At 55.1% G+C, this 14,570-nt stretch carries 14 protein-coding genes, 2 tRNA genes and 2 rRNA genes; 4 read left to right on the forward strand and 14 right to left on the reverse strand.

The annotated features are described in order from the left end of the window. Positions 1 to 14 precede the first annotated feature (14 nt). The 6 genes from P346_RS04885 to dnaQ all read right to left on the reverse strand — a co-directional run bounded on the left by P346_RS04885 (position 15) and on the right by dnaQ (position 5,660). Positions 15 to 1,529, reverse strand: a complete 1,515-nt coding sequence (locus P346_RS04885) for an ABC transporter substrate-binding protein (RefSeq protein ID WP_193743817.1) — start codon at positions 1,527 to 1,529, stop codon at positions 15 to 17. Between the two features lie 2 nt (positions 1,530 to 1,531). Continuing rightward, on the reverse strand, positions 1,532 to 2,614 hold the full coding sequence (locus tag P346_RS04880) for an ABC transporter ATP-binding protein (protein WP_032661721.1): 1,083 nt from the start codon (positions 2,612 to 2,614) through the stop codon (positions 1,532 to 1,534). Next, positions 2,611 to 3,624 (reverse strand): ABC transporter ATP-binding protein, encoded by a 1,014-nt coding sequence (locus P346_RS04875; RefSeq protein ID WP_032661723.1) that lies wholly within the window; start codon positions 3,622 to 3,624, stop codon positions 2,611 to 2,613. The genes P346_RS04880 and P346_RS04875 overlap by 4 nt, the downstream gene beginning before the upstream one ends. Beyond that, the gene (locus tag P346_RS04870; protein WP_023334601.1) at positions 3,621 to 4,340 is read right to left on the reverse strand and encodes a FadR/GntR family transcriptional regulator; all 720 of its coding nucleotides are present in this window, start codon (positions 4,338 to 4,340) and stop codon (positions 3,621 to 3,623) included. The genes P346_RS04875 and P346_RS04870 overlap by 4 nt, the downstream gene beginning before the upstream one ends. A gap of 379 nt (positions 4,341 to 4,719) precedes the next feature. After that, positions 4,720 to 4,796, reverse strand: a tRNA-Asp gene (locus P346_RS04865). A 132-nt stretch (positions 4,797 to 4,928) separates the two neighbouring features. Further along, a complete protein-coding gene (gene dnaQ, locus P346_RS04860) occupies positions 4,929 to 5,660 on the reverse strand; it encodes a DNA polymerase III subunit epsilon (RefSeq protein ID WP_029739690.1) in 732 nt (243 codons plus the stop codon). Between the two features lie 64 nt (positions 5,661 to 5,724). Here dnaQ and rnhA point away from each other — a divergent pair, with 64 nt between their 5' ends. Further along, a complete protein-coding gene (gene rnhA, locus P346_RS04855; RefSeq protein WP_023310485.1) occupies positions 5,725 to 6,192 on the forward strand; it encodes a ribonuclease HI in 468 nt (155 codons plus the stop codon). On the opposite strand, the gene P346_RS04850 is transcribed toward rnhA, so the two are convergent. After that, the gene (locus tag P346_RS04850; RefSeq protein ID WP_023310484.1) at positions 6,189 to 6,908 is read right to left on the reverse strand and encodes a class I SAM-dependent methyltransferase; all 720 of its coding nucleotides are present in this window, start codon (positions 6,906 to 6,908) and stop codon (positions 6,189 to 6,191) included. The genes rnhA and P346_RS04850 overlap by 4 nt on opposite strands. A 32-nt stretch (positions 6,909 to 6,940) precedes the next feature. On the opposite strand from P346_RS04850, the gene gloB reads away from it, so the two are divergent. Together gloB and mltD are read left to right on the forward strand one after the other, a co-directional pair. Then, the gene (gene gloB / locus P346_RS04845; protein ID WP_032661726.1) at positions 6,941 to 7,699 is read left to right on the forward strand and encodes a hydroxyacylglutathione hydrolase; all 759 of its coding nucleotides are present in this window, start codon (positions 6,941 to 6,943) and stop codon (positions 7,697 to 7,699) included. A gap of 68 nt (positions 7,700 to 7,767) precedes the next feature. Next, positions 7,768 to 9,132, forward strand: a complete 1,365-nt coding sequence (mltD, locus tag P346_RS04840) for a murein transglycosylase D (RefSeq protein ID WP_032661729.1) — start codon at positions 7,768 to 7,770, stop codon at positions 9,130 to 9,132. 52 nt (positions 9,133 to 9,184) lie between these two features. Here the strand turns inward: mltD and P346_RS04835 are convergent, their stop codons facing one another. From P346_RS04835 to P346_RS04825, 3 genes are all read right to left on the reverse strand, one after another. Further along, positions 9,185 to 9,958, reverse strand: a complete 774-nt coding sequence (locus P346_RS04835) for a class I SAM-dependent methyltransferase (RefSeq protein WP_032661732.1) — start codon at positions 9,956 to 9,958, stop codon at positions 9,185 to 9,187. A 74-nt stretch (positions 9,959 to 10,032) separates the two neighbouring features. Then, the gene (locus P346_RS04830) at positions 10,033 to 10,833 is read right to left on the reverse strand and encodes an endonuclease/exonuclease/phosphatase family protein (protein WP_024909448.1); all 801 of its coding nucleotides are present in this window, start codon (positions 10,831 to 10,833) and stop codon (positions 10,033 to 10,035) included. Positions 10,834 to 10,969: 136 nt separating this feature from the next. Next, a complete protein-coding gene (locus tag P346_RS04825) occupies positions 10,970 to 12,145 on the reverse strand; it encodes an MFS transporter (protein ID WP_029739685.1) in 1,176 nt (391 codons plus the stop codon). A gap of 104 nt (positions 12,146 to 12,249) precedes the next feature. Between P346_RS04825 and yafC the strand changes: the two genes are divergently transcribed. Next, positions 12,250 to 13,155 (forward strand): DNA-binding transcriptional regulator YafC, encoded by a 906-nt coding sequence (gene yafC / locus P346_RS04820; RefSeq protein WP_032661736.1) that lies wholly within the window; start codon positions 12,250 to 12,252, stop codon positions 13,153 to 13,155. 29 nt (positions 13,156 to 13,184) lie between these two features. On the opposite strand, the gene dkgB is transcribed toward yafC, so the two are convergent. The 4 genes from dkgB to P346_RS0121890 all read right to left on the reverse strand — a co-directional run. Further along, the gene (dkgB, locus tag P346_RS04815; protein WP_029739683.1) at positions 13,185 to 13,988 is read right to left on the reverse strand and encodes a 2,5-didehydrogluconate reductase DkgB; all 804 of its coding nucleotides are present in this window, start codon (positions 13,986 to 13,988) and stop codon (positions 13,185 to 13,187) included. 160 nt (positions 13,989 to 14,148) lie between these two features. After that, positions 14,149 to 14,225: transfer RNA gene (locus tag P346_RS04810), tRNA-Asp, on the reverse strand. A gap of 55 nt (positions 14,226 to 14,280) precedes the next feature. Then, positions 14,281 to 14,396 (reverse strand): 5S ribosomal RNA (rrf, locus tag P346_RS04805). Between the two features lie 72 nt (positions 14,397 to 14,468). Beyond that, a 23S ribosomal RNA gene (locus P346_RS0121890) occupies positions 14,469 to 14,570 on the reverse strand; the annotation flags it as partial.

Consider the following 14,570-nt stretch of genomic DNA (forward strand, 5'->3'; position numbering starts at 1 on the left):
TCTCCTCAGGACCTTTATTTCGCCAGCGTTAAACCCGCCAGACGCACGATGCCGTCCGGGTACGGCTTAAAGCCCTGCACGCTTTTGTTCAGACCGAAAATGCGCGGCTCGAAGTAGAGGTAGGCAATCGGCATATCGGTTTGCAGCTGCTTCACCACCTTGTCGTACAGCGGCTGGCGTGCGGCCTGGTCGGTGCTCTGGCGCGCCTGGGTCAGCCACTCATCGACCTGCGCGTTGCTGTAGCGGCCGTCGTTAAGCGTGCCTTTGCTGTTGATAAAGCCGTAGATGCTGCCGTCCGGATCCGGGCGTCCCGACCAGCCGGAGAAGCTCAGCTGATAGTCACCGCTCTGCTGGCGATCGAGCAGCGTAGCGAATTCGGTCATCTGCAGGTTCAGGTTAAATCCGGCCTCGGCGACCATCGCCTGCAATACCTGGCCCACCTGCTGCGAGGTTGGGTTGTTCGGCACCAGAAGGTTGACGGTCAGCGGCGCGGTGACGCCTGCCGCCTTCAGCAGCGCTTTGGCTTTGTCGACGTCACGCGGCGGAACCGGCAGGTTAACGTGATACGGGCTGACCGGGGAAAACGCCTGGTTGGCCGGGGTGTAGAGCCCTTCGAAGACCACCTGGTTTAACGCATCGCGGTCAATGGCCTGAGAAAATGCCTCGCGCACGCGGGCGTCCTTGAACGGATCGGTCGGCGGCACCTTGCCGTTGTTGATGTTGAAGGTAATGCCCTGATAGCCCAGGCCCGTTACCTTCGCCAGCGCCAGCTTGCTGTCAGCCTCGACGGTTTTCACGTCGCTGGCGGCGATGCCTTCGGTCAGGTCAAGATCGCCCGCACGCAGGTTCGCGAGGCGCACGGAGGCGTCCGGGATCGGCAGATAGATAATTTTGTCGAAGTGGTAGGCGTCTTTGTTCCAGTAGTTGTCGAAGCGGGTCAGCACGATGCGGTCCTGGGACACGCGGCTGTCGAATTTATACGGGCCGGAGCAGACCGGGTGGGCGGCAAAGTCAGGCTTTTTCGCCGCCTCGGGGGCCATCATTGCGCCCGCGCGGTCGGTGAGCTGCATCAGCAGCGCGGCATCGGGCGTTTTCAGGTGCAGCGCAATCTGCATCGGGCCGGTGACCTCGACCGATTCAACGGAGGAGATCTCGCTCTTACGCAGGGAGCCTTTTAAGGTCAGGGCGCGGTCGAGGTTGTATTTTGCGGCGGCGGCATCGAATTTCTCACCGTCATGGAAGGTGACGCCTTCGCGCAGATTGAGCGTCAGGGTTTTACCGTCGTCACTCCACGCCCAGTCTTTAGCCAGACCGGGGACAACCTTCAGGTTTTCATCCACGTCCACCAGCCTGTCGCACAGGGAGGCAAACACGAAGCGGCCATAGTAGGTGCGCGCCAGATGCGGGTCGAGCATGTCCGGGTCAGCGCCCAGGCCGATTCGCAGCACGCTTTCAGAATGGGCGGGCAGCGCCGCGCCAAGCAACATAACACTTCCCAGTACGGTCAAAAGAGAATTACGCATTGTCATTATCATGAGTTCCTTGAAGGAAGGGACGAGTGAGTGGCCGCGTGTTCAAACAGCGCGCGGCGGCGCAGAAAGGCGGCGGATGGCGGTGCGATCTGGATAACGCCGCGATCGCGGTTGATCTCCTGCCAGCGATGGCAGGCAACCTGACGCCCGCCGTCGAGCACCTGATTGATCGGCTCGACCTGGCGGCATTCATCGGTGACGTAGGGGCAGCGGGTGTGGAAACGGCAGCCGGACGGCGGGCTGGCCGGGTTGGGCAGATCCCCCTGCAGCAGCGGCGCGTCGCGTTCAACGCCCGGCTGCATCTGCGGTGCCGACGCAATCAATGCCTGCGTATAGGGGTGCAGCGGTGCGTCAAAAATTTCGTCGACGGTGGCAAGCTCAACGATTTGCCCGAGATACATGACCGCCACGCGATCGCTCATATGGCGGATCACCGCCAGGCCGTGGGCGACAATCACCATCGTCAGCCCAAGCTGGTGCTTCAGGCTTTCCAGCAGGTTGACCACCTGCGCCTGAACGGACACGTCCAGCGCGGATACCGGCTCATCGCCCAGCAGCAGCTTCGGCCCGGAAGCCAGCGCACGCGCAATGCCGATACGCTGACGCTGCCCGCCGGAAAACTCGTGCGGATAGCGCCCGGCCCAGGCGGCAGGCAGGCCAACGGTTTTGAGCAGCTCGGCAACGCGGTACTGGCGATCCGCTTTTTTCATGTTCTGATGCAGCCACAGCGGCTCTCCGACGATCTGCTCCACCGTCATGCGCGGGTTGAGCGAGGCGAAGGGATCCTGAAAAATAATCTGCAGCTCGCGCCGGAGCTGGTTCAGGCGGGCACCGGAGGCATCGGTGATCTCCTCCCCCTGATAAAACACGCGCCCTTCGCTGGCGGCCAGCAGGCGCAGCAGAAGACGACCGAGCGTAGATTTCCCGGAGCCGGACTCGCCGACGATCGCCAGCGTTTCGCCCGGCATCACGGCAAGCGAAACGCGATCGACCGCCGTGACAAACCGTGCCGGAGTAAAGAGCTTTTTGGGGCCGGGGAAAAGCTTGCTGAGGTCACGGGCTTCAAGAATGGGCGTGGTCATGCGATTTCTCCCAGGGCAATGTTCTGTTCGAGCGGCACGCGGAAGCAGGCGACCTGATGGCCCGCGCCGAGCGCGGTGAGCTGCGGTTTTTCATCATGGCAGCGCGACTGCGCAAACGGACAGCGGGTGGCGAAACGGCAGCCTTTCGGCATGGATTCCGGGAGCGGGACCGATCCGGGAATGGTGGAGAGCTGGCCCTTGCGTGCGCCAAGAGAAGGAATCGAGCCCATCAGGCCGATGGTGTACGGGTGCTGCGGGTCGGCGAATATCGCCTCCACGCTCCCCTGCTCCACCACCTGCCCGGCATACATCACGGCGACCTGCTGGGCGACTTCCGCCACCACGCCCAAATCGTGGGTGATCATCAGCACCGCCGTGCCGGTTTCCTCTTTTAAGACGTTGAGCAAGGCGAGGATTTGCGCCTGGATGGTGACGTCGAGCGCGGTGGTGGGTTCATCAGCAATCAGCAGTTTGGGATGGTTAATCAGCGCCATCGCAATCATCACGCGCTGGCGCATGCCGCCGGAAAGCTGGTGGGGATACGCTTTAAGGCGCATCTCTGCCGCCGGGATCTGTACCTTCTCGAGGATCTGCAGCGCGACCTTCATCGCCTCGGCGCGCGAGACGCTCTGGTGTCGCATCACCGCTTCGCTGAGCTGATCGCCCAGCGTGAACGCCGGATTGAGCGAGGTCATCGGCTCCTGGAAAATCATCGCCAGCTCGCTGCCGCGCAGGTCGGCATATTCCCGCGGTGAGAGCTTTCGCAGATCGTGGCGGCGAAACTGCATCTCACCGCTGACAATCTGCGCGCTGGCGGGCAGTAACCCCATCAGCGCCAGTGAGGTGATACTTTTTCCGCAGCCAGACTCTCCCACCAGAGCCAGCGTTTCGCCCGCCCTGACGGTCAGCGAGATACCATCAAGCACGCTAGCCGGCGAGCCAGCAAACGTAACGTTGAGGTTTTGCACCCGCAATACGGGCGTGGCGTCCTTAAAGGGTATTGTCGTCATGGCGTGAAGTCGTCCTCAAGATGGATCGCCTGAATCAGGGCGGTTTGCAGGCTGAGCAGGTGTTCGCGCATGGCGGCCGCGGCTTCATTAGGCTGGCGATGGATAATCGCAGACATGATCTTATGGTGGTGGTCGTTATAGCTGTCGACACGTTCGGGGGTGCGCGCCAGCTCGCGCAGATGCTGCCAGCCCGGTTCACGCCGCACGGCATCAATGGCATCAAACAGGCCGAGCATCAGACGGTTGCCCGCCGCCTCGGCAATCGCCCGGTGAAAGGCGCTGTCCCAGAGTTCGTTGAGATCGCGGTCATCCGGGCTGACCTTATCGATGCGTTCCAGCATGCGCTGCATGAGCGCGAGGTTTTCCCTGGTGGCACGCAGTGCCGCAAGCCGGGCTAAGCCGGGTTCGAGCTGTAGACGAGCTTCCATCACTTCCAGAAGGTTGGTCTGCTGAACCAATCCCTGAAGGGCCAGCGGTTCAACAGGTGCCGCCGGGCCAATAAAGGTCCCTTTGCCCTGCTTACGCCAGATGCGCCCCTCTTCTTCCAGCACGTCCAGCGCACGACGCACTTCACGTCGTCCTACGCCGAGAGTGTCCGACAGCTCACGTTCCGTGGGCAGCGGTATGCCTGGTGTTGACTCATGCTGGTTGATAAGCCCGCGCAGCTGCTCAAGCGCGGTGCTGGAATTTGCCAGAAACCGTGACGGTTTTTCCATATTGGTTCGCTCGCTTTCATCATTGCTTTATTTTTATTAACGATAAGTTATTGATATGGAATGAAGCTTATCGTGCTAATGATTAAGCAATAACCAAACCAATACGTAATTGGTTCGGTATATTTTTGGAAAGCAGGAGATAACCAAATGATTCCGCGTGAATTATTTTTACAGAAAGAAACATTCTGAATGAGGTGCGCAGAGAGGAGTGATGGTGAAACGCACAATACCAGTGCAAATAATGCACTATATTCGTGCATTTGTTAATAAATTGCACTATGCATATTAACTTTATGTTAACGATAAGAGAGAGGATGAGATTACAGAAGGCTGAAACGACGAAGGCCTGAATCATTTCTGATTCAGGCCTTCTGAATAGTGGCGGAACGGACGGGACTCGAACCCGCGACCCCCTGCGTGACAGGCAGGTATTCTAACCGACTGAACTACCGCTCCACTGTTCCCGTTTGGGGAACGAGGCGCATATTACGGTGCGCCTCCGATCTCGTCAACGCTTTTTCTCACGTTTTGAATCGTTTGCTGCAAAAATCGCCCAAACGATGATTTTACAGGCATTCAGGCGTTTTTTCAGGCGCGCCACATACAGCTGCCGCCCTTCTTCTGGACCAGATCAAGCCGGGATTCGTGATTAAGAAGCTCTTCATCGCTGGCTAAAACAACCCGCAAGCGGCTTGCCTGACGAACAACACGCTGAATGCCCGCTTCGCCTTGCGTCTGCTGGGATTCATTTTCCATACTGAACTTCATTGACGTCTGCCCGCCGGTCATCGTCAGATAGACATCGGCCAGGATCTGGGCATCGAGCAACGCCCCGTGGAGCGTTCGCTTGGTATTGTCTATCTCGTAGCGCGAGCAGAGTGCATCCAGGCTGTTACGCTTGCCGGGGAACATCTTCCTTGCCAGCGCCAGGCTGTCCGTCACCTTACAGAAGGTGTTCGTCTTCGGAATATCACGATTAAGCTTGCTGAATTCATAATCCATAAAGCCGATATCGAACGATGCGTTATGGATGACAAGCTCGGCGCCCTTGATATATTCCAGGAACTCGTCAGCGACATCCGCAAAAGTCGGCTTATCCAGCAAGAACTCATCGGCAATCCCGTGAACGCCGAACGCTTCCGGATCAACCAGCCGATCGGGTTTGAGGTAGACGTGGAAGTTGTTCCCCGTAAGACGACGGTTCACCACTTCAACGGCGCCGATCTCGATGATCTTATGCCCTTCGTAGTGCGCGCCGATCTGGTTCATACCGGTGGTTTCGGTATCGAGGACAATCTGGCGAGTAATTGCAGTGCTCATAGCGGTCATTTATGTCAGACTTATCGTTTAACTGAACGTTTCGAATACAGGAAGTCTACCAGAGATGCGTAAACAGGTAGAAATTTTCACCGATGGATCTTGTCTCGGTAACCCAGGACCCGGCGGCTACGGCGCGATTATGCGCTATCGCCAGCACGAAAAAACCTTTAGCGAAGGCTATTTTCTGACCACCAACAACCGGATGGAGTTGATGGCGGCCATCGTGGCGCTGGAGGCGTTAAAAGAACATTGTGACGTGGTGTTAAGCACCGACAGCCAGTACGTGCGTCAGGGGATCACCCAGTGGATCCACAACTGGAAAAAACGCGGCTGGAAAACTGCCGATAAGAAGCCGGTCAAGAACGTCGATCTCTGGAAACGCCTTGATGCTGCGCTTGGCCAGCACCAGATTAAGTGGGAGTGGGTTAAAGGCCACGCAGGCCACCCGGAAAACGAACGCTGCGACGAACTGGCGCGTGCTGCGGCATCCAATCCCGCACATGAAGATGCGGGCTATCAGCCCGACGCCTAATCGGTTTTTTTGTACTGCCGCGTGGCGCCGACGGTCTGGCGGATGGGCGTTTTCGACTTGCTCTGCTTCATGGGGTTAAGCGTAAGGGGAATGGTTCGCTTACGCGCGACGATAAACTGCAAACAGCCCAACGCGGGGAGATGGGTGCTCAACACGACGCCCCCCTGCCGCGCCCAGGGCAGCACCTGAAAACCACCGTAGCAAAGCACCTCAAAGTTCAGCAGCGAAAGCCAGTCGAGCTGGCGCATCATGGTGAACATCCGGCTGTTGTAAGGTGGAGTCCGGCGTAGCACCGGTACCAGCTTACGCAGGCCCATCAGGCTTAGCGGATTGAATCCGCTGAGTACCAGCCAGCCGTCATCAATCAGCACGCGATCGGCTTCGCGAAGCAGACGATGCGGATCGCTGCACCAGGGTAGCGTATGTGCGAGCAAACACGCATCGACGGATTTTTCCGCAAACGGCAGATGCAACGGGTCTGCCTTCACCTGAACCGGCGATCCGCCGAGAGAGACGTTAACCTGATGCGAGATAGCGCAGCTTTCGGTATTGATTTCCGCGCTGAGATTGCCAATCTTAAGCAGGTGAAAGCCATACATTTTCGCGAGCCAGGGCTTCAGCTGCTGTTCTAACGCTTCGCGATAGTATTCACCCCAGGGCAATTCCGCCCAACGTTCCGGTGCTGCGACAGTCTGAGGTATCCTTGCCGGTTTCATCAAAACACCCGCCACGCTCTAAGAGGTAATGTATGAATCTTATCAGTATTCCAGCGTTTCAGGACAATTACATCTGGGTTTTGGTTGACGACGATCGCCGATGCGTCATTGTCGATCCCGGAGAATCCGCCCCTGTACTGCACGCCATAAAAGAGAACGGCTGGCAGCCAGAAGCCATTCTGTTGACGCATCATCATAACGATCACACTGGCGGCGTGCCTGAACTGCGCGCCCATTTTCCGCATCTTGTGGTTTACGGACCGGCAGAGGCACAAGATAAGGGAATCACGCATGTAGTCAAAGAAGGCGAAAATATCCTCATACGCGAGTGGGAGTTTTCCGTATTTGCTACACCAGGTCACACTTTGGGACATCTGTGTTTCTACAGTAAGCCTTATCTTTTTTGCGGCGATACGTTGTTCTCCGGAGGCTGCGGAAGACTGTTTGAAGGCACGCCAGCTCAAATGTATCAGTCTTTACAGAAGATTAACGCGCTACCCGATGAGACGCTCATTTGTTGCGCCCATGAGTATACATTAGGAAATATGAAGTTTTCCGTGAGCATCTTACCCGAGGATCGAGCGATTCAGGATTATTATCACAAAGTGAAGGAGTTACGTGCAAAAAACCAAAAAACACTCCCCGTAATTCTGAAAAAGGAGCGCCAAATTAATTTATTTTTACGAACAGATGATATTGATTTAATTAATAAAATTAACCAAGAAACAAATTTGCAACAACCAGAACAGCGATTTGCATGGTTAAGGTCAAAGAAAGATAACTTCAGATAATTGCGGGTTGCCTTTTCAAAATTTCGCCGTTATCATCGCTCGTCTTTTAAGCAACTATTGACACACACATGAAGGCAAAAGCGATATTACTCGCCTCTGTCCTGCTTGTAGGTTGCCAGTCGCAAAACGGCAGCAACGTACAACAGCACGCACAGAGCCTTTCTGCGGCTGGTCAAGGGGAAGCAGGGAAGTTTGCAAGTTCGGCGCGCTGGATGGACGATGGAACATCTTACGCGCAGGATCAAGACTTGTGGACCTCTATTGGCGACGAGCTAAAGATGGGAATTCCGGAAAATCCCCGGATTCGCGAACAGAAACAGAAGTATTTAAGTAATAAGAGCTATCTCCACGATGTAACGTTACGGGCAGAGCCGTATATGTACTGGATAGCCGGGCAAGTTAAGAAACGTAACATGCCTATGGAGCTGGTACTCCTACCCATAGTGGAGAGCGCTTTTGACCCACACGCGACGTCTGGCGCCAATGCCGCAGGCATTTGGCAGATCATTCCGAGCACCGGGCGAAACTATGGTCTGAAACAGACCCGCAACTATGATGCGCGTCGCGATGTTGTCGCTTCAACGACAGCCGCTCTCGACATGATGCAACGTCTGAACAAGATGTTTGACGGCGACTGGCTGTTAACGGTCGCTGCGTATAATAGTGGCGAAGGTCGTGTACTGAAGGCAATGAAAGCGAATAAAGCACGGGGTAAATCCACCGATTTTTGGTCGCTCTCACTGCCACAGGAAACAAAGATTTACGTACCGAAAATGCTGGCATTGAGCGATATTCTCAAGAACAGCAAGCGTTACGGTGTACAACTGCCAACACCAGACGAAAGTCGTGCACTGGCGCGTGTTCGCCTCAGCAATCCGGTTGATATTCAACAGGTTGCTGATATGACGGGTATGTCGGTAAGTAAATTGAAAACCTTTAATGCTGGCGTTAAAGGCTCAACCCTGGGGGCAAGTGGCCCGCAGTATGTAATGGTTCCGCAGAAACATGCCGAGCAGTTACGCGAGTCTTTAGCTTCTGGTGAAATCGCCGCAGTTCAGTCAACGCTGATCGCGGATGCATCATCAGTTAACAGCCGCAGCTATAAGGTTCGTTCAGGTGATACGCTTTCGGGCATCGCGTCACGTCTTGGCGTGAATGCGAAAGATCTGCAGCAGTGGAATAACCTGCGCAGCTCCGGCCTGAAAGTGGGTCAGACTCTGACGGTAGGTGCAGGTAGCAGCGCACAGCGTCTCGCCAGCAACAGCGATAGCATTACCTATCGCGTGCGCAAGGGTGATTCACTGTCCAGTATCGCAAAACGACACGGCGTAAACATCAAGGATGTGATGCGCTGGAACAATGATACTGACAATCTGAAACCAGGCGACCAGCTGACGCTGTTTGTGAAGAACAGCGCGACGCCAGACTCCTGATAGCACGATCGAAAGATAAAAAGGCACCGATTCCCCTCGGTGCCTTTTTTGTTTATCCCGCTTTTTGCGCTTCGGCCATGATGGTATCGCTGGTAAACGATCCATCTTCCTGCAGTTCAAAGTACGCTTTTACCTCCGCGGACGCACTCTCCTGATAGAGCCTGATCGCCTGGCTTAATGCTTCCGGGGTGCGCATACGCGCGATCCAGGAGCTGAACTCAAGCGGTAAGCGATCGGTAATCAGCGCGCGCGCGATCAGCCCCGCTTCAGTGATAAGTGATAACCACTCTCCGCTGGCGTAGTTTTGTACGTGCGAGGTATCGCGCAGCGCTTCTACCGTTTGCAGCCAGATATTGCGCACCGGGTGTCCGGGAGACATCACATCCATAATGATAAAGGTGCCGCCCGGCTTCAGAACACGTTTGACCTCTCGCAATGCCTGGCCGACATCGTGCCAGTGGTGCGCGGAATAACGGCTGATAACAACCTCAAACGACGCATCATCGAACGGTAAGGATTCGGCATAGCCCTGTTGCGTATCGATGTTGTCCAGTCCCTTCGCTTTCGCCGCCCCGGCAACGACGTCCAGCATCTGGCTGGATAAGTCATACGCGGTAACGTGAGCGACCTGCTGCGCAGCCGTAAAGCTGGCATGCCCTGCCCCGCAGCCTAAATCCAGCACGTGCGCCTGCGGGAACGCCGCCAGACGTTCACCGAGACGCACCAGATCGCGGCCAGAAGCATGCACGGCACTGCTCAGATAGGCACTTGCCTGAGAACCAAACTGTTTTTCTACGTTGTCATGATGGGAGCGTGTTGTTGTCATCGTACTGTCCTTTGTGAGTGAAAATTAAGGGCAGCACCCGCGCAGGCCTGCCCCACGGCAGACCTGACACACCATTATTTATCAGGTTTGCCGGGACTGAATTCGACTAGTAGAGGGTTATGATCCGAGGCGCGCGTCACCAGAACAGAGGCGTCATGCACGCTCAAACCACGATAGAAGACAAAATCGAGAGGACGACCAAAGGCTTTTTTGCGCTGGTCATCGCTAAAACGAACTTCACGCAGCGACATTTCGCGCGCAAAGCGATACAGCGCATTCATGCGCGGACGGCTCCAGGCATTGAAATCGCCGGCCATAATGATGGGCCCGCTGTGATGGGCAATCTGATCGCCGATCGGAAGTAACTGCTTACTGTAGACATCCACGCCCAGACTGAAATTTACCGCATGGATATTCACGACCATCAGCATACGGGTATCCGGCAGCGGATAGACCGTCACCAGCGCCGATTTTGCCAGACGCAGGATAGGTTCACGTTCGCGCAGTGGACAGCAATAGACCGGATGTGCTGCTGAAAGCGTCATCACACCAGAGGGGTGTTGCGGCAGGACAAACGCAGGCACCTGGTCGGCGGCAAGATAGTTCGTGGTGGCAAAGCGTACCAGCTCAGGAGTAGTTTGCGCCTCCTGAAGCAGAACCAGATGGGCATCTTTTCCAAAATTCTTGAGCACCGATAACCATTCGGCACGCTGCTGCTTAAAGATATTCCACACCAGTACACGGATTTTCTCATCGCTGCTTAACGGTGTGCCGGCGGGTAATGCCTGGCTTATGCTCGCAAATGACCCCGGAGGCAAGATCCTCTCCGCGGGCATTCCGGCAACATAACGCATGGCATAGGTATTTTTTCGCACTTTTGGAAACAGCCTCTGTAACATGAACCAGCCCGGAAAACGGACTGGTTCTAATGTTATAGGGACTTTAGGTCATACTTTCAACGCAATTTCTGAGAAACCGCTTTCCAGTTTTGTAAGCAAGCACTTACTGATGTTATCCCAGCGCGACCCGGGCTGGCTTATCGAGACGTCCACTAAGGCCAATCAGCAGGAAGGCCACCAGGACAATCACCGCGCCAATCCACGGAGTCTGGGTTAACCCAACATGCGCTACGGTTTGCCCGCCAATGATGGAGCCCAGCGCAATGCCAATATTAAATGCGGCAATGTTCAGCCCTGACGCCACGTCCACCGCATTTGGCGTATAGAGCTCAGCTTTCTGGACAACGTAAACCTGAAGCCCGGGAACATTACCAAAGGCAAAGATCCCCATGACCAGCACAGTGACCAGCGCGGCGTAGTGTACCGAAGCCGTGAACTGGAAAATCATCAGCAGAACAACCAAGGCGGCGAAGATGAATTTCAGCGCCGGTACCGCACCATGCTTATCCGCAAGCTTGCCGCCCCAGATATTGCCAATGGCAACGGAAATACCGTATCCCAGCAAAATCCAGCTCACGGCATTAGGGGAAAAGCCCGCCAGGTCCTGCATCATCGGCGCCAGGAAGGTGAAAGCGGTGAATACGCCGCCATAGCCCAGCGCAGTTACCGCGTAGATAATCAGCAAACGCGGATGCGTGAGCACCTTCAACTGATCGCGCAGGCTGGCGCTTGCCCGGCCTGGAATATTCGACGGTACCAGCAGCAGGCTGGTCACCAGGGCGATGACGCCCAGCAAGGAGACGGCCAGGAACGTTTCACGCCAGCCGAAGTGTTGTCCGATAAACGTTCCCAACGGTACGCCCGTAACGAGTGCGACGGTCAGCCCACCAAACATGATCGCAATGGCTGAAGCCGCTTTCTCTTTGGGCACCAGGCTGGTTGCAATGGTGGAACCAATCGAGAAGAACACGCCGTGTGCAAGGCCGGTTAACAGACGGGCAATCACCAGCGTGGTGTAGTCCGGCGCCTGCCAGGCCAGAACGTTGCCGGCGGTGAACAGCACCATCAGCGCGACTAACAGCTGCTTACGCGGAAAACGTCCGGTCAGAGCCGTCAGCACTGGCGCACCGACGGCGACGCCCAGGGCGTAGATGGACACCAACAGCCCGGCAGAGGGCAACGAGATCGCAAGCTGGTTAGCAATAGTGGGAACCAGGCCCACGATAACAAATTCGGTCGTGCCAATTGCAAAGGCACTGATCGTCAGGGCAAGTAGCGCCAGTGGCATAAAATACTCCGTATCATCAGGATTAAGATGACAGGCAGTATGCGCCAGTGCTTAAATAACAAAAATGGTCAAAATCTCAATAGAATTTTGCAGGTGGTGCAAAAATGAAAGCAACTTCGGAAGAGCTGACAATCTTTGTCGCCGTCGTTGAAAGCGGCAGCTTTAGCCGCGCGGCCGAACAGCTGGGACAGGCTAATTCGGCCATTAGCCGTTCGGTAAAAAAACTGGAGATGAAGCTTGGAGTGAGTCTGCTTAACCGAACGACGCGGCAGCTGAGCCTGACGGAAGAAGGAGAGCGTTACTTCCGCCGCGTGCAGTCGGTATTACAGGAGATGGCTGCAGCGGAGACGGAGATTATGGAGACCCGCAGCACGCCGCGTGGATTGCTGCGCATTGATGCGGCCACGCCGGTGGTGCTTCACTTTCTGATGCCGCTGATCAAACCTTTCCGCGAACGCTATCCGGAGATGACGCTTTCTCTGGTCTCCTCAGAGACGTTTATCAACCTCATCGAGCGTAAAGTAGATGTGGCGATCCGGGCGGGAACCCTGACAGATTCAAGTTTGCGTGCCCGCCCTTTGTTTGCCAGCTACCGCAAAATAATCGCATCACCAGAGTATATTGCCGAACATGGTAAACCGGAGACGGTTGAAGAATTGAAGCAGCATCTGTGCCTGGGCTTTACGGAGCCGGTGTCGCTGAACACCTGGCCTGTTGCCTGCCATGATGGTCAACTTTATGAAATTACCTGCGGGTTATCCTCAAACAGCGGGGAAACGCTGAAGCAGCTGTGCCTTACCGGGAATGGCATCGCCTGTTTGTCGGATTACATGATTGATAAAGAAATTGCGCGCGGTGAGCTCGTGGAGTTAATGGCCGACAAGCGTCTTCCGGTAGAGATGCCTTTTAGCGCAGTGTATTACAGTGACAGAGCGGTAAGTACGCGCATTCGTGCCTTTATTGACTTCCTGAGTGAACATATAAAAACAGCTCCCGGAGGAGCTGTGTGAGGGTTCAGGTTACAGAGGGCGAGTCAAACTTAATCCCAGTCAGGAGCTAAACCTTCCGGGCTTACCAGGCGATCGTTGCACTCCAGTGCTGCGATCGCTTTTTTATCGTCAGCATCCAGATGAAGATCCGCTGCTAACAGGTTGCTGGCCAGGTTTTCACGCTTAGTTGATGATGGGATCACTGCATAACCTTCACCCATTGCCCATGCCAGAATGACCTGCGCAGCAGTGGCGTTATGTTTCTCTGCGATACGCGTAATCACTTCGTCTTTTAGCGCTTTACCGTAGGCCAGCGTCATGTATGAAGTGATGTGGATCCCGTGCTGTTTTGCCCAGTCCACGACTTTGCGGTTTTGCAGGTATGGAGACAGCTCAATCTGGTTGGTCGCAATATTTTCTGCGCCAACAGCAGCAATGGCTTTTTCCATCAGCGGAATCGTGAAGTTGGAGATCCCGATTTCGCGGGTTAAGCCCTGCTTTTTCGCTTCCAGCAATGCCTGCATGAATTCTTCTACTGAGACGGCATCATTCGGTGATGGCCAGTGGATCAGCGTCAGATCTACATAGTCAGTGCGCAGTTTTTTCAGGCTCTCTTTCAGGCTAGGTATTAGCTTATCTTTGCTGAGATTCTCAATCCAGATTTTCGTGGTGATAAACAGTTCGTTACGCGGCACACCACTCTCTTCGAGAGCTTGCCCAACGGCAGCTTCGTTTTCATAGATCTGTGCCGTATCAACTGCACGATAACCCAATTCGAGTGCGGTTTTAACCGATGCGATAACAACGTCGTCTTTCAGGCGGAAAGTGCCCAGACCAAATGCAGGGAGAGTCATACTATTCCTCAATCATTATGTTCGTAAACTGAGGAAGATTATCGCTGGCATTGTTATAGAGAAAAAGATCGCAAAACGCAGAGGATTTTTGCTAATTTCGCAATAATCAAACGACAGATAAGAAAAAAGCCCTGAGCGTGAGCTCAGGGCTTTTAATAAGTGGCGGAACGGACGGGACTCGAACCCGCGACCCCCTGCGTGACAGGCAGGTATTCTAACCGACTGAACTACCGCTCCACCGAAGACTGCTGTAACCACCGGATTTATGCACCGGCTTACTATTTAATTTGATGCCTGGCAGTTCCCTACTCTCACATGGGGAGACCCCACACTACCATCGGCGCTACGGCGTTTCACTTCTGAGTTCGGCATGGGGTCAGGTGGGACCACCGCGCTAAAGCCGCCAGGCAAATTCTGTTAAATCTGTATCAAGGCTGAAAATCTTCTGTCTCTCGTCCGCCGAAACAGCTTCGGCGTTGTAAGGTTAAGCCTCACGGTTCATTAGTATCGGTTAGCTCAACGCATCGCTGCGCTTACACACCCGACCTATCAACGTCGTAGTCTTCAACGTTCCTTCAGGAC

It is taken from the genome of Enterobacter sp. DC1 (genome assembly GCF_000568075.1).
GTDB classification, from domain to species: Bacteria; Pseudomonadota; Gammaproteobacteria; order Enterobacterales; family Enterobacteriaceae; genus Enterobacter; species Enterobacter asburiae.